20 protein-coding genes are annotated in these 20,508 nt (G+C 62.4%); 8 read left to right on the top strand and 12 right to left on the bottom strand.

The window, feature by feature from the left end; translation table 11 throughout:
• Positions 1-277: 277 nt before the first annotated feature.
• The gene (mnmA, locus tag L610_RS09515; RefSeq protein WP_144704561.1) at positions 278-1,468 is read right to left on the bottom strand and encodes a tRNA 2-thiouridine(34) synthase MnmA; all 1,191 of its coding nucleotides are present in this window, start codon (positions 1,466-1,468) and stop codon (positions 278-280) included.
• Positions 1,469-1,739: 271 nt separating this feature from the next.
• Here mnmA and L610_RS09520 point away from each other — a divergent pair, with 271 nt between their 5' ends.
• A complete protein-coding gene (locus tag L610_RS09520; protein ID WP_024849925.1) occupies positions 1,740-2,015 on the top strand; it encodes a DUF1153 domain-containing protein in 276 nt (91 codons plus the stop codon).
• A 244-nt stretch (positions 2,016-2,259) separates the two neighbouring features.
• Here L610_RS09520 and L610_RS09525 read toward each other — a convergent pair whose 3' ends face one another.
• Positions 2,260-2,634 carry a hypothetical protein gene (locus L610_RS09525; protein ID WP_024849924.1) on the bottom strand — a complete coding sequence of 125 codons (375 nt, stop codon included), beginning with the start codon at positions 2,632-2,634 and terminating at the stop codon, positions 2,260-2,262.
• Positions 2,635-3,066: 432 nt separating this feature from the next.
• Here L610_RS09525 and ctrA point away from each other — a divergent pair, with 432 nt between their 5' ends.
• Positions 3,067-3,762 (top strand): response regulator transcription factor CtrA, encoded by a 696-nt coding sequence (gene ctrA, locus L610_RS09530; RefSeq protein ID WP_024849923.1) that lies wholly within the window; start codon positions 3,067-3,069, stop codon positions 3,760-3,762.
• Positions 3,763-3,905: 143 nt separating this feature from the next.
• Here the strand turns inward: ctrA and L610_RS09535 are convergent, their stop codons facing one another.
• The gene (locus tag L610_RS09535; RefSeq protein WP_024849922.1) at positions 3,906-4,274 is read right to left on the bottom strand and encodes a PleD family two-component system response regulator; all 369 of its coding nucleotides are present in this window, start codon (positions 4,272-4,274) and stop codon (positions 3,906-3,908) included.
• 101 nt (positions 4,275-4,375) lie between these two features.
• On the bottom strand, positions 4,376-5,023 hold the full coding sequence (gene chpT / locus L610_RS09540) for a histidine phosphotransferase ChpT (protein ID WP_024849921.1): 648 nt from the start codon (positions 5,021-5,023) through the stop codon (positions 4,376-4,378).
• A gap of 280 nt (positions 5,024-5,303) precedes the next feature.
• Between chpT and L610_RS09545 the strand changes: the two genes are divergently transcribed.
• Together L610_RS09545 and L610_RS09550 are read left to right on the top strand one after the other, a co-directional pair.
• On the top strand, positions 5,304-5,891 hold the full coding sequence (locus L610_RS09545) for a DUF1134 domain-containing protein (RefSeq protein WP_024849920.1): 588 nt from the start codon (positions 5,304-5,306) through the stop codon (positions 5,889-5,891).
• A gap of 125 nt (positions 5,892-6,016) precedes the next feature.
• Positions 6,017-7,159, top strand: a complete 1,143-nt coding sequence (locus L610_RS09550) for a hypothetical protein (protein WP_024849919.1) — start codon at positions 6,017-6,019, stop codon at positions 7,157-7,159.
• Positions 7,160-7,170: 11 nt separating this feature from the next.
• Here L610_RS09550 and L610_RS09555 read toward each other — a convergent pair whose 3' ends face one another.
• The 8 genes from L610_RS09555 to L610_RS09590 form a co-directional block, all read right to left on the bottom strand.
• Complete coding sequence (locus tag L610_RS09555) at positions 7,171-7,974, bottom strand: RNA methyltransferase (protein ID WP_144704564.1); 804 nt, start codon at positions 7,972-7,974, stop codon at positions 7,171-7,173.
• Between the two features lie 111 nt (positions 7,975-8,085).
• Complete coding sequence (locus tag L610_RS09560; protein ID WP_034331038.1) at positions 8,086-8,391, bottom strand: helix-turn-helix transcriptional regulator; 306 nt, start codon at positions 8,389-8,391, stop codon at positions 8,086-8,088.
• 115 nt (positions 8,392-8,506) lie between these two features.
• Positions 8,507-9,301, bottom strand: a complete 795-nt coding sequence (locus L610_RS09565) for a HugZ family protein (RefSeq protein WP_024849917.1) — start codon at positions 9,299-9,301, stop codon at positions 8,507-8,509.
• Positions 9,302-9,414: 113 nt separating this feature from the next.
• On the bottom strand, positions 9,415-10,176 hold the full coding sequence (locus L610_RS09570; RefSeq protein ID WP_024849916.1) for a 3-hydroxyacyl-CoA dehydrogenase: 762 nt from the start codon (positions 10,174-10,176) through the stop codon (positions 9,415-9,417).
• A gap of 144 nt (positions 10,177-10,320) precedes the next feature.
• Positions 10,321-11,760, bottom strand: coding sequence for a GGDEF domain-containing protein (locus L610_RS09575; protein ID WP_051473295.1), 1,440 nt, complete (start codon positions 11,758-11,760; stop codon positions 10,321-10,323).
• A gap of 107 nt (positions 11,761-11,867) precedes the next feature.
• Positions 11,868-13,049: a choline ABC transporter ATP-binding protein gene (gene choV / locus L610_RS09580; protein WP_024849134.1), complete on the bottom strand. Its 1,182-nt coding sequence runs from the start codon at positions 13,047-13,049 to the stop codon at positions 11,868-11,870.
• The gene (gene choW, locus L610_RS09585) at positions 13,046-13,900 is read right to left on the bottom strand and encodes a choline ABC transporter permease subunit (RefSeq protein WP_024849135.1); all 855 of its coding nucleotides are present in this window, start codon (positions 13,898-13,900) and stop codon (positions 13,046-13,048) included. Before choW ends, choV begins: the two co-directional genes overlap by 4 nt.
• A 68-nt stretch (positions 13,901-13,968) precedes the next feature.
• Positions 13,969-14,913, bottom strand: coding sequence for a choline ABC transporter substrate-binding protein (locus L610_RS09590; RefSeq protein WP_024849136.1), 945 nt, complete (start codon positions 14,911-14,913; stop codon positions 13,969-13,971).
• A 201-nt stretch (positions 14,914-15,114) separates the two neighbouring features.
• On the opposite strand from L610_RS09590, the gene L610_RS09595 reads away from it, so the two are divergent.
• The 4 genes from L610_RS09595 to L610_RS09610 all read left to right on the top strand — a co-directional run bounded on the left by L610_RS09595 (position 15,115) and on the right by L610_RS09610 (position 20,487).
• Positions 15,115-15,729 (top strand): thymidine kinase, encoded by a 615-nt coding sequence (locus L610_RS09595; RefSeq protein WP_024849137.1) that lies wholly within the window; start codon positions 15,115-15,117, stop codon positions 15,727-15,729.
• A 142-nt stretch (positions 15,730-15,871) separates the two neighbouring features.
• The gene (locus L610_RS09600) at positions 15,872-16,963 is read left to right on the top strand and encodes a hypothetical protein (RefSeq protein ID WP_024849138.1); all 1,092 of its coding nucleotides are present in this window, start codon (positions 15,872-15,874) and stop codon (positions 16,961-16,963) included.
• Positions 16,964-17,422: 459 nt separating this feature from the next.
• Positions 17,423-18,565 carry a hypothetical protein gene (locus L610_RS09605; protein ID WP_024849139.1) on the top strand — a complete coding sequence of 381 codons (1,143 nt, stop codon included), beginning with the start codon at positions 17,423-17,425 and terminating at the stop codon, positions 18,563-18,565.
• Between the two features lie 11 nt (positions 18,566-18,576).
• Positions 18,577-20,487: an ATP-binding protein gene (locus L610_RS09610; protein ID WP_024849140.1), complete on the top strand. Its 1,911-nt coding sequence runs from the start codon at positions 18,577-18,579 to the stop codon at positions 20,485-20,487.
• Positions 20,488-20,508 lie beyond the last annotated feature (21 nt).

A 20,508-nucleotide genomic window follows, 5' to 3' on the forward strand; every position in this document is an offset into this window, starting at 1 on the left:
CGCGGCCTCATGAAGGTAACGTGGCAATGCCTGCTGGCAGCCGCCAGCCAGAACATGAAGAAGATCGCCCTGGCACTCACCCGCCAGCCCCGCCTGGCGGGGGCATGAGGCCCTCTCGCCCCTTCATTATCTTCACTTCGTCAGGCGCCGGCAGCGCCCCYGCGCTCTGTCATCCCGCCCAAACGAAAAMCCCGCCAAAAAAATCGGCGGGTTTGTCAGTGGTCTGAGGGGCCCGATCGGACCCCTTTTCATTTCACCAGATTCTTGGAGAAAAATTTCAGGCTGACTTGCGCAGCGCCGCATTGGTCGAGAGGCGCGTCAGCATCTCCTCGGCTTCCGCGCAACGCTCGGTGCGGTCAATGAAGCCGCCGCCGAAGACGCGGGCAGCATCGCCGTCGTCAGAATAGAGTACGCAAGCCTGGCCCGGTGCGACGCCGCTCTCGCCGTCGACGAGCTCGACCCAGACGGTGCCATCTTCAGAGTGAAGGACGGCAGGGCGGGGCGGACGCGTCGAACGCACCTTGGCGTAGAGCTCCATTCCGCCGGCCGGGATTTCCGCCAGCGGGCCGTCGCCCAGCCAGTTGACGTCTCGCAGAAACAGCTTGTGCGTCTCGAGCGCCGAACGCGGGCCGACGATGACGCGGGCGTTCTCGGGATCCAGGTGAACGACATAGAGCGGCTCGCCCGAGGCAATGCCGATGCCGCGGCGCTGGCCGATCGTGTAGCGCAGGATGCCTTCGTGCTGACCAAGCACGCGCCCGTCGATGTGGACGATGTCGCCGGGCGTTGCCGCCGCCGGCTTCAGCTTGGCGATGATGTCGGTGTACTTGCCCTGGGGAACGAAGCAGATGTCCTGGCTGTCCTGCTTGTTGGCGACAGACAGGCCCATGGCGAGTGCTGCCTCGCGCACCTGCGGCTTCGACATGCTGCCGAGCGGGAAGCGCAGGAAGTCGATCTGCTCCTGCGTCGTGGCGAACAGGAAATAGCTCTGGTCGCGGTCGGCATCGACCGGGCGGTAGAGGGCGCGGTGCTTGCCGTTGGGTGCGGAGCGAATGTAGTGGCCGGTCGCGAGCGCATCGGCACCGAGTTCGCGCGCGGTCGACAGAAGGTCGGCGAACTTGACGGTCTGGTTGCAAGCGACGCACGGGATCGGCGTCTCGCCCGCGACATAGCTTTCGGCGAAGGGATTGATAACCGCCTCGCGGAAACGCTGCTCGTAATCGAGAACATAATGCGGGATGCCAAGCGTCTCGGAGACGCGACGTGCGTCGTCGATGTCCTGGCCCGCGCAGCAGGAGCCCGCGCGATGCACGGCCGCGCCATGATCGTAAAGCTGCAGCGTCACGCCGACGACATCGTAGCCTTCCCGTTTCAGCAGGCCCGCGACAACAGACGAGTCAACGCCGCCAGACATGGCGACGACGACGCGGGTATCTTCAGGGCGTCCGGGAAGGTCCAGGCTGTTCATAGCTAAACGGGTCCTTGACAAGGGGTACGAGGGAAGTTCCTCCGTCCCGTCGAGAGGCTAAATGACTCGGCGGGCTGGGCAGGTCAAGCGCGGACCGGCAGCCSSCAAATTCGCCACGAACCGTTCGTTCGAATTTGTTTCAATGGCCTGCGCAATCACTAACCGCGGATTCATAAACGTTACCTATGCCTTAGCGAGCGCTTAGGCAATTTTTAAAGCCGTCGCGCTAACTTCTCCGTGATTGGGTCCTTGAGTTTGTGTAGAGAGTACCATGACCGATCTGGTTAGGCCGCGGGTCAAGTATGTCATCGGACCAGATGGCAGCCCGCTTACGATCGCCGATCTTCCTCCGTCGAACACGAGGAGATGGGTGATCCGGCGAAAGGCCGAAGTGGTCGCTGCCGTCCGCGGCGGGCTGCTTAGCCTGGAGGAAGCATGTCAGCGCTACAAGCTGACGGTGGAAGAGTTCCTGTCCTGGCAGGCTTCCATTGACGAGTATGGGCTTGCCGGACTTCGCACGACGCGGATCCAGCAATACCGGCACTAGCCATTCGCGCCAGATCCACACTGGACTGGCGCAAACCACCGACCAGCTTCCGCGGGCCTTAACCGGGTCTGGCGAAGTACGGAACGAACCCGGCGCTTGCGCCGGGTTTTTCGTTTTGGGCCGGTGTCAGTTCAGGCAGGGCAGGCGGGCAATCCCCGGGCAAGGCGGCTGGGCGCAATCAGATAAAAAGAAAGCCGGCTTGCGCCGGCTGCTGAAGGACGAGGAACTTTAAGATCGACGGATGTCAGCCGATCATCGCGGAGCGGGCACTTGCGCCGGCATCGATATCACGACCGCGTGACTCCAGCATCTCGGCGCGGGCGAGCTCGGCTTCGGCTTCCTCCAGTGCGGCATTTGCGGCCTCGCGCTGCATGCGCAGGTCGTTCTGCGAGTTGCGCAGATTATCGCGGCGCTGACGGGCGGCCTTGGCGAAGGTCGGATATGCGAAATGGTTTTCGTCGGTGATGCCCGCTTTTTTCTCTTCGGAGGCGATCTGCAGCTCAAGCTCCGTCGCCATGCGGTCGAATTCAGCGATCATCATGTCCAGCTGCGCGAGTTGCTTGCGCTTCTCGTTGACTTGAAACTGCTTCAGCCGAACCAGGTTCTCACGTGACTTCATCACTCGCTACTCCTGAACGCGTTGGTTACGCCATCACGGCGGAACCGACCCCCTCTGCCCCCGTGGACTGAACCAGTCCGGAAACAAATTACTAAGAACTGCCTGACGCGGTAACCATTCGTTTACGCGCATTGTTAATCATAGGCGAAAGGGCTTAAGGGCGGGTAAAGACGCCCGGCCCATCCACCGTCGCAAAGTGACTCTTGATGAGGCTCTTAGCGGCAAACGTTAATCCAATACGTTAGAAGCCGCTCTCGGAGATTCAGGTTTTGATTCAATGAGATGCGGCCGGTAGCTGAGACGGACGAATATCGCTTGCACAACTGAATCAGATTTTGTTAACCATTGTGTGGCAGCATCCGATTCAGGCAATAACCGTTCCGATACCGGACGCTGGCCTAACCCGGATTCGCGGCGGGAAAGGGGACATTTATGCGCGTTCTGCTCATTGAAGACGACAGTGCGACCGCACAGAGCATCGAGCTGATGCTAAAATCAGAGAGCTTCAACGTCTACACCACCGACCTCGGCGAAGAGGGGGTGGATCTCGGCAAGCTCTACGACTACGACATCATCCTTCTCGACCTGAACCTGCCGGATATGTCTGGCTACGAGGTGCTGCGCACGCTGCGCCTGTCGAAGGTCAAGACGCCGATCCTGATCCTGTCGGGAATGGCCGGCATTGAGGACAAGGTCCGCGGCCTGGGCTTCGGCGCCGATGACTACATGACCAAGCCGTTCCACAAGGACGAGCTGATCGCCCGCATCCACGCGATCGTCCGCCGTTCGAAGGGCCACGCCCAGTCGGTCATCCAGACCGGCGACCTGGTGGTGAACCTCGACGCGAAGACGGTGGAAGTCGGCGGCCAGCGCGTGCATCTGACCGGCAAGGAATACCAGATGCTCGAGCTGCTCTCGCTACGCAAGGGCACCACGCTCACCAAGGAGATGTTCCTCAACCATCTCTATGGCGGCATGGATGAGCCGGAGCTCAAGATCATCGACGTGTTCATCTGCAAGCTGCGCAAGAAGCTTGACGCTGCTTCCGGCGGCCAGAACTACATCGAGACCGTCTGGGGCCGTGGCTATGTGCTGCGCGAGCCCGAGGAAATTCGCGAAAGCGCCTGACAAAAATCAGGCCGTTCTCCATACGTCCTTGCGGATGCATGGATGACGGCCTCGCGCGTCCCCAGCGCCGATAATGCTGCGATTGGAACTAAAGGCTGCTGACGAAAGTCGGCAGCCTTTTCGTTAGCGGGCTGGCGGCGTCGTCAGGCTGCCGCGCTCATCTCGCGGAAACTCTCCAGGAGGAGGTTTCGGTCAAACGGCTTGAGGATGTAGCCGGCCGCACCCGCACGCTTGGCGCGCATGATGTTTCCGACGTCGAACTCGATCAGGCAGAGCAGGATGCGCGGGCGTACCCCTGCCGGCATCGCCGAAATGCGGCGGATCAGGTCGACCGTATCGATGTCCGGAAGGCCGTAGTCGACGACGACGATGTCCGGCATTTCGGCCGAGCAGATCGCCAGCGCCTCGTGGCCATCGGAGGCCTCGATAACCAGCATGTCCATGCTTGTCAGAATCCGCTTCGCGACTTTGCGAATGACGGATGAATCGTCAACGATCAAACAGCGCTTCATCAAGACACCCCCGCGTCCCCGCCGGGGAGGGTCCCCGGCGTCTGGGTTCAACCTACAGGGGCAACGTAAACAACGCGGAAAGCGGTGTGCTGAAGAAGAGATTAATCGTCAGCCGCCTTGCTCTCAGCGGTGAGGGTGATCTCCTCCGCGGAGGCGCGGATGTTGATCGTCATGCCGGCCTCGCGTGCAAGCAGGATGGTGTAGTAGGGCTGAACCGCATGCGCGTCGATCGGCTCCTCGGGCTTCACGCCCGAGTGCAGCTCGAGGAAGCGGGCTGGGACGCGGACCATCGGACCCTTGGCGGTCAGCGTGAAGCGCGGCGAGGTTTCGAGATCATGCAGCTCGGCCGTCAGCTTGCCGCCGCGGGGAATGGCCGCATTGGCGATCAGGATCAGGTTGAGCAGCAGCTTGACCTTGTTCTTCGGCAGGTAGGCGCGGCCGCCAATCCACTCGAACTCCGGCTTCTCGTTGGCGAGGAACGCCTTGGCGACGGCTTCAGCGTCGCCGGTGTCAATCTGCATCCCGGCCGAGCCGGCGGCGCCAAATGCGATGCGGGCGAACTGGAGGCGGGCCGAGGCATTCTTGGCGCTGCTGCGGATCAGGCGCATCGCATCCTCGTCGGCGCCGCCCTCATCCAGGAGTTCCAGACCGTTATTGATGGCTCCCACCGGAGAGATGATGTCGTGGCACACCCGGCTGCAGAGGAGCGCAGCGAGTTCCGGCGCGGTTAGCGTGAGAATGTCGGCCATCGAAGATAGATCCCTCTAAGCGAAGTCAGTCGGTCGGAGTCCGGAAGCAAACCCTGCTGGGCGGTGGCGAATCACCGGCCGGACGTTGCCAAATTGGTTACACAGCATCCAATGCCGGACAAGGAATTGGGCGCAATTGCTGGGCCTTTAGGCTCATTGGGAATGGTTAATGATTGGATAAGGTTTGCGTCATAGTTTTTCCTGGTTCGGCGTGTGGGTGTGGTCGGACGGCCAGCGGGGGAGCAACCGCCGGTTCCGCTCGACAGAGGAGATTGGAAACATGTCCTTCAGGCTTTTCCTCCGTGAGATGTTCCGCCTTGTGGCCGGGGCGCTCGTAGCGATGGTGCTCGCCTTCACGATGCCGGCATCAGCTCAATCCTCGGGTGACACCTATACTGCCCAGGAGATCGTCGACTCGGGCCACCAGTTCTTCGGCGCGGCCGCCGGCGGGCTGGCAAGTGTCATCGAGCAGGTATTCGCGAACCACGGCCTGCCCAATGGCTATATTCTGGGCGAGGAGGGCTCTGGCGCCCTCATTGGCGGCCTGACCTACGGAGAGGGCACGCTCTACACCAAGAATGTCGGGGACCACCCGGTGTTCTGGCAGGGCCCGTCGCTCGGTTGGGATTTCGGCGGGCAGGGCTCGCGCGTCATGATCCTGGTCTACAACCTCGACAGTATCTCCAGCCTTTACGCGCGCTACGGTGGCGTGGCGGGCTCGGCCTATGTCATCGCCGGCCTTGGCTTCAACGTGCTGAAGAACGGCAACACGCTGCTGGTGCCGGTGCGCACGGGCGTCGGCGCACGGCTCGGCGTCAATGTCGGCTACCTGAAGCTGACCGACCGCCCGACCTGGAACCCGTTCTAAAGACACAGTACGGCGCAAATCGTCGTGCCGAGCCGCGCGACGCTGGATTCTGCCGGCGTCGTTGTGGCACATAGGGCGCTTGAAACCGCGACTTCACGAGCGCGGCTGGGAGTGGACGGACGATCGTGATCCAGACTGCGCTCTTCTTCATTCTGGGCTTCCTCACGGCAATGTTCATTGCCGTGCTCGTTGCGCCTGCAATCTGGCGGCGCGCGGTCGTGCTGACCCGGCGGCGCATCGAGGCGTCGATGCCGCTGAAGCTTAACGAAATCAGGGCGGAAAAGGACATGGTCCGTGCCGAGGCGGCCGTCCAGATCCGCAAGCTGGAAATGACGATCAAGTCCCTGAACGAAAAGAACATCGAAGCAGCTCTCGAAGCTGAGCGGCGCGACGAGGAAATCAGGGAATTGAACCGGGAGCGCGCCGAACGCACCGAGAAGATTGCGGAGCTCGTCGAGCGCGGTAGTGAGCTTGAGCAGGCGTTGGCGAGCCGGGTGCAGGAGATCGAGGCGCTTGCCGCCCGTCTGGCCGAGCATGAGACCCAAATCAAGGCGCAGGAAGAAGAGATCCGCAAGCTCGGCGACATGTACGACGAGGCGAGTTTTGCCGCCTCCAGCCGGCAGATCGAGCTGGTGGGACAGGAAGCGAAGATCGAGCAGATGCTGCAGGATCTCGCTGCCGCCAAGTCAGCCCGCAATGCCGCCGAGCAGAAGGCCCGTGAGGCCGCTTCTGAGACCAAGGCACAGCGCGTGGCGCTGACGGAGGAGCAGAAGAAGTCGGCGTCATTGCAGAAGCAGGTCGACCGCCTGACCAAGCAGCTCGCAGAGCTCGAGGACAAGCTCGGAAGGCGCGAGCGGGAGCTGGAGCGGCTGAAGGAAAGGCTCAAGGACGACGCCAAGCCTGAGCGGGTGCTGCAGGCTGAGCTTGGCGATGAACGGGACCGTCGTGCAGGACTTGAAGTGCGGGTTGCAGCCCTCACGGAAGAGAACCGGCAGATGCGCGCCGAACTTGGCAAGCTCAAGCGTGCGGGCGTCGACTCGTCAGCCCATGCGCGTGCCAACGAGCAGCTGCGCCAGCAGATCACTGAGCTTGCAGCTGAGGTTGTCGCGCTTACGGCGCGCATCGAAGGTCCGGAGTCTCCGATCAATCGCATTCTCGCCAAGGACAAGGCCGGCAAGGCTCAGGAAGGCCGCGTCAGCCTCGCCGAGAGGATCCGCATGCTGCAGCAGCAGCCGGCACCCGCGCCTTCCAAGCGCAAGGCTAGCTGAGGTTCTTCGCGTCAGCCGCGCCACATCCGGTGCAGCGCGATCGCCGAGGCTGCAGCCACGTTGAGGCTGTCGAAACTCGACGACATCGGTATACGCACCGTCTGCAGCCGCTGCATCAGTTCCGGCGGCAGGCCGTCGCCCTCGCTTCCAAGCAACAGTGCGTTCTTTTCAGCCGGCGGCAGCTTCGTGATGTCGTATTCGCCCTTCGGCGAGAGCGCGACCTGGCGAAAGCCGTGGCGGTCGAGCGCCBGCGACAGAGTGAGGGCACTGTCGGCAAAAGCGAATGGCACCTTCAGCGCCGCCCCGACCGAAACGCGGATTGCCTTCCTGTAGAGCGGATCGCAGCAGGTGCGGTCGAGCAATACGGCGTCTGCCTCGAAAGCGGTTGCATTACGGAAGATCGAGCCGACATTGTCGTGGTTGGAGATGCCCACCAGCGCCACCACCAATGCGTGGGAGGGGAGGGAGGTGAGCAATTCATCGGCGCTGATGTCCGCCCGCCGCCTGCCAAGCGCCAAGATACCACGGTGGATGTGGAAGCCAGCGATGCGGTCCATTACCTCCTGCGACGCCACGTAGACCGGCAGGTCAGCAGGCGCGAGCGCGAGGGTCTCCTGCATGCCGGCCAAACGCGACTCCAGGATCAGAACCGAGCACGCCTCGAACCGCCGCGCCGCGAAGAGGACGTTGAGGACCACCTTGCCCTCGGCAATGAACAGCCCCTCGCGTCCGATGAGGTCTCGTTCGCGGATGGCGTGATAGGCGACGACGCGCGGATCGTTCGGATCTTCGATGCGAATGGGTTCGGCTGGCATGGGCTTCCCGCAACTTCAAGCAGGCCGATCCATAGCGCAGGCGACACGAAAGCTAAACGCCGCACGATCCGCGTACGACGTTCAGGATCCCGATGCGGCGGAGGGCTGAGACTACGCCGCTTCCTTGCTGCCGAAATACCGGTCCAGTGTTTTCAGGACGCCGCGCACTTCCTCGCAGGTCGTCGAGTAGTAGATCATCTGCCTGTCGCGCCTCGTGTTGACGAGGCCCATGGCGCGCAATTTCGCCAGGTGCTGCGACAGTGCGGATTGGCTGAGGTCAACCTTTTCCGCGAGCTCCCCCACGGACATTTCTCCCTGGAGCAGGTGGCAAAGGATCGCGAAACGTTTGCCATTGCCAATTGCAGAAAGAAACTCCGCCGCCGTTTCGGCGTTGTGAACAAGTTCTAGTGATACCATTACTTCCCCGCTGTCGCCAAAAGCATCGGTCGCCAGGGGGCAGTGGCACCGACGAAAAATGGCAACGCAACCGTTGAGGTCACGCTGCATACAATTACCTCGAAACCCGCTAATATTACAAGCGGAAATGTGCGCGCGAGGCACTGACTAAAGCGCGAGCGGCGGCAGCCATTTCTACCAGAGCGAGCCGAACCTGTTTGGCCTCCTGCAGCGGCTTGTCGAAGAATATGCGGACACACCTCTCGCCCGCGACAAGGTCGAATCCCTCGGCGTCGATACCGGTCATTTCCCAGCCTGACGCCGGCTCGGAAGCCTTGCCGTAGTGCGTTGCGTAGAGGCTGACGGCGTCCGCATGGTCCTTGTTCATATGCTCGACGACACTGGGCTCCATAGCCGCGACGGCGTCGATTGCGGGGCTGTTCGTCAGCAGTTGTTCTGCCCCCAACGCGTAGGCCTTCCCGAACCCACCGTTGAGGCTCGCGTTCAGTGGCACCAGACGAAAAAACGAGAAATCGGCAAAGCCTGAATACAGTCTGGACTTTGAATGGCGGGACAGGAAGCGCCACCTGACGCGTTCGAGTTGCGGCGCATCTGCCGCAACCTTCTCAGCGCGGCAGGCGATCGTCATGCGCGGATAGGCGAGGGGATCGCCCTTTCCGGGCTCGCCGACCAGCAGTGAGCAGCGCGGATCGGCCAGAAGGCCGCCGGTGTGGGCGGCAAGCGTCGAGATCAGGGTGATCGAGGTGCCGTCATGGTCGGTGGCGACTGCGATGCGGCTGACAGAGGGAGCGCCTGTTGCGGGATCAAGAAATGCGAGGGCACCAAAGCGGGCGGTGCGCAGCAGCGTCTTGGCGAGGCGGATCGCCTCGTCGTCGGTCGGGCGCAGAACGTCCTTTTTGGTTTCGGTCATCGCCTGAAGCTCGAACAGTTGGGGCAGGAATAGCGCGCAGTACGCTTCTCAACAATCGAAGGATTGTGTCGGTCCGGCGGCGCTGGGAAAACACCGCCGGACCTAAGCTTGTCTTACCGAGGCGCCATACGGATCGCGCCATCGAGGCGGATCACTTCGCCGTTGAGCATCTGGTTCTCGACGATGTGCAGAGCAAGTGCACCGTACTCGGACGGCTCGCCCAGACGCGACGGGAATGGCACTTGCTGGCCGAGCGAAATCTGCGCCTCCTCTGGTAGTGCGGCGAGAAGGGGGGTGCGGAAGATGCCCGGTGCGATGGTCATCACGCGAATGCCCGAGCGCGACAAGTCGCGAGCGATCGGCAGGGTCATGCCGACAATGCCGCCCTTGGAGGCGGAGTAGGCGGCCTGGCCGATCTGCCCGTCATAAGCAGCCACGGAAGCCGTATTGACGATGACGCCGCGCTCGCCGCTCTCCATCGGATCGAGCTTTTCGGCGCGCACGGCAAACAGGCGGATCATGTTGAAGGAGCCAAGCAAGTTGATGGTGATCACCTTGCGGAACAGCTCGAGCGAGTGGGCGCCTTCCTTGCTGGTCGTGCGGGCGGCAACGCCAATGCCGGCGCAGTTAACGAGGATGCGTGCGTCGCCCAGCTTCGAACCGACCTCAACGAACGCGGCCTCTGCGTCGGCCTCGCTCGACACGTCGCATTTGACAGCGAGACCGCCGATGTCGCGCGCGACCGCTTCCGCCTTGTCGAACGCGACGTCGAACAGGGCAACCTTCGCGCCCTTCGCTGCCAGCGCCCGTGCGGTCGCCTCGCCAAGACCCGAACCGCCGCCCGTGACGACCGCTACCTGACCCGATGGGTTCATGAATTCTCCTCCGCAGAGATTGTTATGTGAAAGAACAATATCGTCATCTTAGATCATATCTGCAGTTTCGGGAAACCCGGAATGGCGAGATGAACGTTGATGAAGGGAACTCAGTCGCCGGAGTCGAACCCGGGCGCGGCCCTGTCAGGCGGCCGGCGCCTGCGTGTCCTGTTCCGGCCGATAGATCTCGACCCGGTTCCTTCCGCGCTGCTTGGCGAGGTAGAGCGCCTTGTCGGCCCGGGAGATCAGCGAGGTCAGATCGTCCTGGCCATTGGACTCCAGCGAAGCGATGCCGATGCTGGTGGTCGTGGAAGTGGAGCTGCCGTCCTCCGCCATGACAGTCACCCGCTCAACCGCGCGGCGCAGGCGCTCTGCAACAGCGAGCGCTGCGGATTCATCTGCGCCGACGAGGAGCGCGGCAAATTCCTCGCCACCAAGGCGGCCGAACAGCTTGTCGGAAGAGAGAGCCGTCTCCGCTGCCGCCGCAAAGGCCGACAGAACCTTGTCGCCCATCAGGTGGCCGTAGCGGTCATTGATGGCCTTGAAGTAGTCGATGTCCATCATCAGTAGCGCCACTCTTGCATTGGCGGGCTGGTTGCCAAGCTGTTGCTCGGCCTGCTCCAGGAAAGCGGCACGCGACAGCACGCCAGTCAGTGCGTCGTGGCTGGCGGTGTGGTTGAGACGCTGCAGCAGGTCCTCTCGAGCGGCGTTGACGCTGGCGACCGCGAGCGGCGCCAGCACGATCATGGCGATGGCGAGGCGGATCGAGATGGTCGCAGCGAGCGGATCGGCGATCGACGCGAACTCGTGGAAACCCAGGCTCGCGCCGGCGAGTTGGATGATGCTGGAGAGGAGCGTCAGCGTCGCGGTGGTGAAGAGGCTGTAGCTCAGCGCGCACCAGATCAGCGCCGGGATCGGGTAGGCGAAGGCGCCGGGGCCGCGGACCAGCCAGGAGGTCACCAGTAGTGCGATGAGCGCGATCGCGGGAAGCCAACGGTACGGATCGCGGGCGCGCCGCACGATAGCGCGCAACTCCGACTTACCGCTCCAGGTGAGCAGCGTCGGCAGGATCACGAGCAGGTTCACCAGCTCGGTGGTGAACCAGACCGTGAAGCCGCCGATGATGTCGCGTTGGAACATTAAATGCGACACGCCGGTGCCGATTACTGCTGAGAATGCCGAGGTGAGGACCGCGATGGCGAGCAGGCAGACAATCGCAATTGGCCGGTTGAGAAAGCGGTCCTCCGGCTTCAGCCGCATATAGAGGTGGAAGCCGAGCAGGACCTCGGCGATGTTCGCAACCGTCAGCCACACGGTGATGCCTAGCGAGTTGCCGGTGAGGAGGTCCGCCGCGACGTAGGCGACGAACGCGGCGATCCAGTTGGCTGGCGTGGCGAGTTCCCGGTTGCGCACCATCAGCCCGAGAAGGATCGCGTTGGCCGGCCAGATCGCAGCAAGGAACCCAACCGGCCGCGTCAGTATGCCGAAAAGCGATGCAGCCAGAACGATCGAACCCACTAGCAACACGTCGGCCAGTGAATTCGGCAGGACCCGCGCCGAGTACGTCTTATGCGATGTCCTCATACGCCTCACCCCATAGAAGAGACCGGGTTGACCAATCTCTCCTACAAGTTCACGAAGCGTTAAATCGACGATATGTGTTGTGAATACTTATCGTCGCAGGCCTGCGCTTAACGTCGCAGAACCGCGCCCAGCACATCGCGCACGCCGATCGCGCCGAGGAAGCGCGAGGACTCGTCGAACACGGCGACCGGCGCCGTCTGCGACTGCTGCATTGCCTGCATCACCGCGCGCAGCGACGTCCCCGGATTTGCCCAGTAGACCTCGTGCGCGTCCGGCGGCAGCTGCTCGAACGGGTCACAGGCTGCCCAGACGGCCGCCTGGTCGTTGCGCTCGGCGGCAATGACGAGGTTGTTCTGGTCCAGCCGGAAGCGAGTCGTCTTGCGGCGGTCGAGCCAGACCCAGCCGTCGGCGTCCTTTTCGAGATCGCGCATGTCGCGCATCACGTTCCACGCGGTCAGGACCGACATCGGGTTCACGTTGGCGATGAACTCGCGGACATAGTCGTTGGCCGGGTTCAGCACGATCTCTTCAGGCGCGCCCGTCTGGACGATGCGGCCGCCTTCCATGATGGTGATGCGGTTGCCGATCTTGAGGGCCTCCTCGAGATCGTGGCTGACGAAGATGATCGTCTTCTTCAGCCGCTTCTGCAGTTCGATCAGCTCGTCCTGCAGCTTGGTGCGGATCAGCGGGTCAAGCGCCGAGAAGGGCTCGTCCATCAGCAGGATTGGCGCCTCGGTGGCGAAGGCGCGGGCAAGACCGACGCGCTGCTGCATGCCACCGGACAGCTCATGGGCGTATTTCTTCCCCCACTGCGTCAACCCGACCAGATCAAGCTGCTTCTTCACGCGTTCCTGGCGCTCGGCGAGCGGCACGCCGGCCAGCTCGAGGCCAAAGCCGACATTTTCTTCCACCGTGCGCCACGGCAGCAGCGCGAACTGCTGGAACACCATCGCCACCGACTCGCGGCGGATGCGGCGCAGGTCCTCTTCGCTGCACGACGCGACGTCGGTCACCTTGCCACCGCCGTGGACCAGCACCTGGCCGCGGGTGACCTTGTTGAGGCCGTTGACGGCGCGCAAAAGCGTCGACTTGCCGGAGCCCGACAGGCCCATCAGCACGGAAATCTCGCCTTCGTTGACGGTGAGGCTGGCGCCGGCGCAGCCGAGCACCGCGCCCGTCTTGTCGAGGATGTCGGCGCGGCTTGCGCCCTGGTCGATCATCTTGATGGCCGCAGCCTGGCTGTCGCCGAAAACGATGTCGACGTTCTTGAATTCAACCGCTGCCGTCATTTGGAACCTGCCTGCCCGATGCGGGCGATGCGGTCGAGGATGATCGCGAGGACGACGATGGCAAGGCCCGCTTCAAGTCCAAGTGGAATATTCACCGAGTTCAGTGCCCGCACGACCGGACGGCCAAGGCCGTTGGCGCCGATCAGCGCGGCGATCACAACCATCGACAGCGACAGCATGATGCACTGGGTGAGGCCCGCCATGATGGTCGGGAGCGCCGATGGCAGCTCCACCTTCCAAAGAAGTTGCCGCTTGGTCGCGCCGAAGGATTGCCCGGCCTCCAGCATCGGCTTCGGCACCGAGGTGATGCCGAGATAGGTGAGGCGGATCGGGGCAGGGGCGGCGAAGATGATGGTCACGATCAGGCCCGGCGCGATACCGAGGCCGAACAGGATCAGGACCGGGATCAGGTAGACGAAGGTCGGCAGCGTCTGCATCAGGTCGAGGATCGGCTGCAGGATGCGGTAGACGCGTTCGTTGTGGGCGGCCCATATGCCGACCGGCACGCCGATGGCCATGGAGCAGGCCGCCGCGGCAACGACCAGCACGAGTGTCTCGACCGTCTCCTTCCAGAGGCCCTGGTTGATGATGAAGAGCAGCCCGAGGATGACGCCGATGACGAGCCCCCACGAGCGGCGCAGCGCCCAGGCCAGCGCCGCAATCAAAACCACCACCACGATCGGCGGCATCCAGAGGAGGAGGTTGACGAGTCCGTTGAGGACGGTGGACAGGATGTTGGCCAGATTGTCGAAGAACCACGCAAAATTGGTGGTCAGGAAGTCGAAGAATTCACGACCCCAGCGCCCGACCGGGATCTTCCAACTGGCAACGAGTTGCGAAATCGGGTCCACAATCCTCTCCGCACTTGTGTACTGATGCGACGGCCGTTACCGGCCGCCGCCTTACTAAAGACTTACAATTACAGACCGAGACCCGCCTTCACGGCTGCAAGGCCGTCGGAGCCGTCGAAGGTGGTGACGCCAGCCAGCCACGGTTCGACCACGGACGGATTGGCCTTCAGCCACTCGGTGGCCGCATCGTTGGGCTCCTTGCCGTCGTCAAGAATCGCGCCCATGATCTCGTTCTCCATCTGCAGCGAGAAGACAAGCTGGGTCAGAAACTTGCCGAGGTTTGGACACTCGGTGGCGAGACCCTTGCGGGTGTTGGTGAGGACGGTTGCGCCGCCGTAGTTCGGACCGAACACGTCATCGCCGCCGGCGAGGTATTCCATCTCGACGTTGGCGTTCATGGGATGCGGCTCCCAGCCGAGGAACACGACGTCCTGCTTGGAGCGCGCAGCGCGCATGACGGCCGAGAGCATGCCCGCTTCTGAGCTCTCGACGAGCTCGAAGCCGCCAAGTCCGAACTGGTTCGCCTCGATCATGTCGAGGATCAGTCGGTTGCCGTCATTGCCCGGCTCGATGCCGTAGATCTTGTTCTCGAGCTTGTCGGCGAACTTGGCGATGTCGTCGAAGGTCTTGAGGCCAGCCTCGAAGGTGTATTTCGGCACGGCCAGCGTGTACTTCGCGCCCTCGAGGTTGGTGACGAGCGTCTCGACCGAACCCTCATCGCGGTAGGGGGCGATGTCGGCTTCCATCGTCGGCATCCAGTTGCCGAGGAAGACGTCGACGTCCCCGTTCTTCAGCGATGCGTAGGTAACCGGAACCGAAAGGATCTGCACCTCCGGCTCGTAGCCGAGAGCGGTCAAGATCACCGATGCGGTGGCCGTGGTGGCGGTGATGTCGGTCCAGCCGACATCGGAGAAGGTGATTTGCTTGCAACTGTCAGGTTCAGCCGCCATGGCGGTGGTGCTGAGCGCGCCCGTCAGGGCAAGGCTGAGCAACAGGGATTTGCAACGCGACATGTATGAACTCTCCCATTCGTAGGCCCCGCGGCATGTGCGCCGCATGACGTATTTTTTTCACAATGAGCCAAACACCATTTTTCTTAGGTTGCAAGCCGAGTGACGTTACGGAGGGCGTCGTTGCCTTGACTGGCCGCGACACATCACAGCTTTGTCACGCCACATCCTCCCCTTCGGAGGCGCATTGCGTTTAATAGATCGATGGCAAAACTCTATTTCCACTACTCGGCAATGAACGCCGGAAAGTCGACGCTGCTGCTGCAGGCGTCGTACAACTACCGCGAGCGCGGCATGGAGACGATCCTGTTTACCGCTGCGCTCGATGACCGGGCAGGGAAGGGAATTATCGCCTCGCGGCTTGGCGTAACGGCCGAGGCAAACACCTTTTCCGCTGCTGATGACCTGTTCGCGCAGGTGCGCGATCATCTGAGGACCAGTCCGCTCCACTGCGTGCTGATCGACGAGGCCCAGTTCCTCACCGAGGATCAGGTGTGGCAGCTTGCGCGGGTGGCTGACCGGCTCGGCGTGCCGGTGATGTGCTATGGTCTGCGCACCGATTTCCAGGGGAAGCTCTTTCCGGGCTCAAAGGCGCTGCTGGCGCTGGCTGATGAGCTGCGTGAGATCCGCACGCTCTGCCGCTGCGGCCGCAAGGCGACGATGGTGGTGCGGCTTGGTCCCAACGGGAAGATCCAGCGCCAGGGCGCGCAGGTCGAAATCGGCGGCGAGGACAAGTATGTCTCGCTCTGCCGGCGCCACTGGGAAGAGGAAATGGGCCGCGTTCCGCCCGAAGACCTCGTCGGCTTTGCTTCCACATAAGGCGGAATTTCTCGGTCTTTTGGCGGCTAAAAACCGGGGCAACCTGTGCGTTTATGCGATGTGCATTTCTTTCAATCGCTGGCTGTGCCACATATATTCCGCGACGGAAGAACAGGAACGCCAGAGGGTTGGAGTGTAGCGCATGGCGACGTTGCAGAAGTTTGATGCAGAGATTTCCCGCACCAAGAGCGTCGTTGACGAAATGCGCTCCAAGATCGAGCAGTCCGGTCAGGTGCTCGACAAGCTCGCCCAGGCGGACGCCTCCACCATCGGCGCGACCGACTTCGACATCGAGAATGCGCGCATCCAGGACGTGCTCGCACAGCAGAAGGTGATGGAAGGCAACATCGCCGACCTCATCATCGGCCTTGAGGACGCGACCAACGTGTTCGGCTCGGAATTCGAGAGCATGAAGAGCTACACGGCGTGGGAAAACTTCGTCGGCATCTTCTCCCAGCAGAAGAAGCAGCGCATGCGAACCGAGCGCGTCCGCAACATGTCGCTCGCCGGCAACCTGCAGGAACTTTTGGCCAAGTCCGACACCATCGTCGGCATCCTCAAGGAACAGAAGAACATCCTCGACCAGCGCTACAAGACCTCGGAGGCCAGCCTTTCGCAGGTGATTGAGCGCCGCAAGCGCACCATCGAAACCCTGACGGCGACACAGCGCCGGATCGAAGAACTCAATCCGCTGCTGCTCGATATCGAGAACAAGATCGCAGCTTCCACCGATCAGAACCAGCGCACCGAACTTGAGGGCGAGCGCTCGAAGCTCGCGACCGAGTACAACCAGATGCAGGCGAAGGAACAGGAACTGCTGGCCGAGAGCCAGACGCTCGAGCGTTATACCTCGATGTTCCAGACCTTCGTCGACTCGCTCAACAACCAGATCGCGGCGCAGAACACGCTGATCAACAAGCTGACCATCGATACCGAGCAGCGCATCGTTCTCTATAAAGCGCTGGAGGACTCGCTGAAGACGGCGGCGCAGCAAGACGTCGCGCACAAGATCAACACGCTCGGCAGCCGGGTCGACAACACCGCCGAGGAGACGATGGCGGGCATCGGCGCTGCGGCGCAGAAACACATCGGCGACCTGCTCGAACTGCACGAGAAGAATATGGTGGCGACGGCCGACATCCAGCGGCGCAAGAAGCTCGCCGACGAGGCGTTCGCCCGCCGCTTCGAGGAAGTGATGCGCAAGCACAATGCGGCGGACTACGTGCGGCAGTAACGTCTGCGCCTTCCTGCGTGAGTTTCTCCGTAATGCTCCATGGTCTCACCCCCACCCCTTACCCCTCCCCACAAGGGGGAGGGGAGACATTGGTGTCGGCGCCTGTTTCTGAGGTTGAGACTGCCGAGCATGGAGGTGGTCAGGGTGATGTGGCCGGCCCAGGCAATAAGAACTCTTGCGGAGCCGGAACCGGCTTTTCAGGGAGATACCGCGCCTCGAGTTGCCGGGAACGCGCAGCGGAAGACAGGCGCTGGTACCTCAGGATTGCCCTCCCCCTTGTGGGGAGGGGTAAGGGGTGGGGGTACGCAACCTCCGTCTTGCGCCATCGTTTCCGGGATACCCACCGTGACGGTCTCATAAGCAATGACTTGCTGACCAGCGGCGACCGTCTTTTGCAACGGCGCGCTGGCGCTTATCTCGCACTTCTCCCTCTTCACTCCAGCATCATGGACCGGCGCGATGAGCGCGAATGATCCCGCAACGCGCTATTTCGAAGCAATCGCGTCCGCGTTGAGCGGCCTTGACGTCTTCCTGCGCGATGACAGTTCGCCGCTCTACCGGCACGACCTGATCGCCAAGGTGATGGGCGAGTATATCGGGCGGCTGGAAAACTCCTTCACAAGCTGGCGAAACAGGCTCGGCTTCATGGAGTCGTTCCGCATCTCGCGCGCAGAAAGCGGCTTTCCGGTCTTCCAGAACGTCCTCGAACTCGAGAACGATCGCAGCAGCGCCGATAAACGGCTGGCCGCGATTCCCGAGCCTGAAGCGCTTCGCGCCGAAATGGCCGACTTCATCCTGCGCCAGAAAGCGATGCCGCATGCATTGCGTAAGGCGATGGCCGAGCGGCTCTACCTGGAGCAGGTGTCGTCCGGACAGGTGTTCGGGCCCTTTATCCTGCCCAAGACCATCCGCGTTTCGGTAAACCCGAAGACCCAGCGACCGTTTTATGTCGTTCACTGGGGTGCCTTCGACGGCACAGCCAACCTGCCGCTCGTCTACATGGCGACGCTAGAGGATTCTTCCGACGGGCTCGTGCGCCAGCTGGTGGGACCCGACGGTAAGCTGAACGAGAAGGTGCCGGTGCCGCTGCCCGTTGACGGTCTGCTCAACCCCGAGCTTGCGCACCAGTTCGACGACTTTGCCGAGAAGAACTCAGCCTACACGCTGACACCGACCACGATTGCGACCAATCTCGACAAGGATTTCGAGACGCTGCACCCCAAGCAGCTGCGCCGCGTCGTGCTTGGCCCGTTCTATTCGGCCGGAATCACCGAGCACAATTCGACGGTGCAGGAGGTGCTTTCAAAGGTTCGCAAGCCGCAGAATGCCTGGCTGCTGACCTGGACGGTGCAGGAAGTGTTCTCCAAGGCGGAGCAGCCGGCGAAGCGCGGGCTGTTCTCGCGCCAGCCGGCGCGCGAGGAGTTTTACATCAACACCGACGATCTCGAGGCAGCACGCATGGGCGTGTCGTCCTACGAGAAGCACGCGCTCATTCCGCACGAGGCCTACCAGGCGCTCTATGCCGCGGGCGAGGCGCAGCAGATTTTCTCCGGCTATCAGGTGCACATCATCTCGAACGGCCAGGTTATCACTGATGTCTGAGGGAGCATGACATGGACACCGGCCTGACGACGCTTCTGGAAGCCGATATCGAGAAGCATCGCGCGCTGGCGCAGAGCTTCATCACCCGCATAGTCGTCCTGGAGGATTCTTCGGCGCGCGGCGGGAGGGAGCTTGCAGGCACCGGCCGCCGCTTCGTGCCGACCGTTTCGACCGGCTCCGTGCGCCGAACGCGCGAGGTGGAACTCACCAGGACCGTTCAGGCGGTGCGTCCCGACGACCAACTGCTGTCTCCCGCCCAGCATACGCTGCTTTACCGCGCCCGGCGTGGCCTGTCCGTGGCGATGGCCGTCGCCGATGTCTTCGCGAAATCGACGGCGCTAGAAGACCTGCAGGCGAAGAACGCCCGCTCGCCGCTCGAGGGCGAGGACGTCGCCGTCTACAAGCGGCTCCTTTCTGCCGCGGCTTACGTCGCGGCCTTCACCTTTGCCTCCTATCTGCTGCAGACGGTCGAAAGTGATGCGGAGGCGCCGAATGACCTGCGCGAGCCGGAATATGTGTTCGACACCCAGCAGGATGTGCTGAAGGCGCTGGTTTCGGGGCTCGACGGCGCACTCGCGGGCGCGAAGGACGAAGCCGACCTTCCTGCGCGGGCGCGGGCCTATGCGACGGTGGTGCTCGAAGGCTTGTTGCAGCGCAAGTCGCGCTTCGACGGGCTCGGCGCCTTCGAGAACGCGCACATCCGCATCGAGAAGGACGATTTTACCATCGACGGTTTCGATGTCGCCCCGGGGCGCAAGGCAAAGCCCCTCGTCATGCAGTTCCGCAAGCCTGAAGAGGTGGTCGGCAACCACATCGCCAAGTACCAGGCGCTGAAGCTCGCCAAGATGCTGATGGCCTATGACTTCGACCGTCAGCTCAACCCTTTTGTCGAACTCGGCGGCTTCCTGTTCACCTTCATCGGCGACGGCGCGCCGGGAACCGGCAAGACGACGCTGATCCAGATGATCGCGGGTCTCGTCAACGACTATGCTCAGGTTGCGGGCGTTCCCTTCCACTACGAAAACTTTGGCGTCGACCAGATCTCGTCCTACCAGGGAAAGTCGGGCCAGAACTGCCGTCAGTTCATCAACAACGTCATGAACCCGCGGGTCATCGGCTTTGGAACGATCGACGACGTCGATCAGGTGGCGGCCAAGCGCTCCGACGACCGTGCCTCCGCCGGCCAGCACGAGATCACCGGCGTGCTGATGGACGCCTTCTCGGGAGCGGGCACGGTCATCCGCGGCAACTGCAGCTTCGGCATGTTCTCCAACTATCCGGAGAACGTGGATGATGCGCTGCGCCAGCGCGCCGGGGCACGCTGGCTGGTCGACGGGCCGCAGACTCGGGAGGACTACATCGACATCTTCGTGCTGCTGGCGGGCAAGAACCACAATATTCCGCTCGGCGAGCACGATCTCTATGCCGCGCAGGAGATCAAGCGCGCCGTCGAGGCGGCTTACGAGCAGTACTCGAAGCCGCAGGAGGAAGGGCTGCGCAAGGTCTACGAGCGCTTCATGGACGAACGCGGCGAGCCGAAGACGCTGGCGGACATTGGCGAATATCTGCACCGCATCAAGCAAGCCGAGCCGCGCTTCACCGGCCGCGCGATCAAGAACGTCACCGACGCGATCAAGATGCGGGCGATGGATATCGAGCTGCCGGACGAGTGGTTCGAGACGCGCGACGCCTTCATGGGCAAGTCCTACGAAGAGAAGAAGGCGATGGTCGCTGAGCTGCGTCGCCCGTTCACGATGGACATGGTGATGCAGGAGATCAACCGCTACGCCGACTCCGAATTCCGTTACGCAGACAAGTCGGACGATGCCGCGGTCGACAAGCTTATCCGCGATGCACGCCTGCGCGAACGCGCCATTGCCGAGATCGAGTCCCTGAAGGCGAGGGGGCTCTGGAATGCGTAGCCCGGAACTCCCCAAATCCGG

The sequence above is a fragment of the Aminobacter sp. J44 genome, from assembly GCF_007829415.1.
Classification (GTDB): domain Bacteria; phylum Pseudomonadota; class Alphaproteobacteria; order Rhizobiales; family Rhizobiaceae; genus Aerobium.

Excerpts from the sequence above, each read along its gene's own strand:
- mnmA (WP_144704561.1), bottom strand. The coding sequence starts at position 1,468 with ATGAACAGCCTGGACCTTCCCGGACGCCCTGAAGATACCCGCGTCGTC.
- L610_RS09520 (WP_024849925.1), top strand. The coding sequence starts at position 1,740 with ATGACCGATCTGGTTAGGCCGCGGGTCAAGTATGTCATCGGACCAGAT.
- L610_RS09525 (WP_024849924.1), bottom strand. The coding sequence starts at position 2,634 with ATGAAGTCACGTGAGAACCTGGTTCGGCTGAAGCAGTTTCAAGTCAAC.
- ctrA (WP_024849923.1), top strand. The coding sequence starts at position 3,067 with ATGCGCGTTCTGCTCATTGAAGACGACAGTGCGACCGCACAGAGCATC.
- L610_RS09535 (WP_024849922.1), bottom strand. The coding sequence starts at position 4,274 with ATGAAGCGCTGTTTGATCGTTGACGATTCATCCGTCATTCGCAAAGTC.
- chpT (WP_024849921.1), bottom strand. The coding sequence starts at position 5,023 with ATGGCCGACATTCTCACGCTAACCGCGCCGGAACTCGCTGCGCTCCTC.
- L610_RS09545 (WP_024849920.1), top strand. The coding sequence starts at position 5,304 with ATGTCCTTCAGGCTTTTCCTCCGTGAGATGTTCCGCCTTGTGGCCGGG.
- L610_RS09560 (WP_034331038.1), bottom strand. The coding sequence starts at position 8,391 with ATGGTATCACTAGAACTTGTTCACAACGCCGAAACGGCGGCGGAGTTT.
- L610_RS09565 (WP_024849917.1), bottom strand. The coding sequence starts at position 9,301 with ATGACCGAAACCAAAAAGGACGTTCTGCGCCCGACCGACGACGAGGCG.
- L610_RS09570 (WP_024849916.1), bottom strand. The coding sequence starts at position 10,176 with ATGAACCCATCGGGTCAGGTAGCGGTCGTCACGGGCGGCGGTTCGGGT.
- L610_RS09575 (WP_051473295.1), bottom strand. The coding sequence starts at position 11,760 with ATGAGGACATCGCATAAGACGTACTCGGCGCGGGTCCTGCCGAATTCA.
- choV (WP_024849134.1), bottom strand. The coding sequence starts at position 13,049 with ATGACGGCAGCGGTTGAATTCAAGAACGTCGACATCGTTTTCGGCGAC.
- L610_RS09590 (WP_024849136.1), bottom strand. The coding sequence starts at position 14,913 with ATGTCGCGTTGCAAATCCCTGTTGCTCAGCCTTGCCCTGACGGGCGCG.
- L610_RS09595 (WP_024849137.1), top strand. The coding sequence starts at position 15,115 with ATGGCAAAACTCTATTTCCACTACTCGGCAATGAACGCCGGAAAGTCG.
- L610_RS09600 (WP_024849138.1), top strand. The coding sequence starts at position 15,872 with ATGGCGACGTTGCAGAAGTTTGATGCAGAGATTTCCCGCACCAAGAGC.
- L610_RS09605 (WP_024849139.1), top strand. The coding sequence starts at position 17,423 with ATGAGCGCGAATGATCCCGCAACGCGCTATTTCGAAGCAATCGCGTCC.
- L610_RS09610 (WP_024849140.1), top strand. The coding sequence starts at position 18,577 with ATGGACACCGGCCTGACGACGCTTCTGGAAGCCGATATCGAGAAGCAT.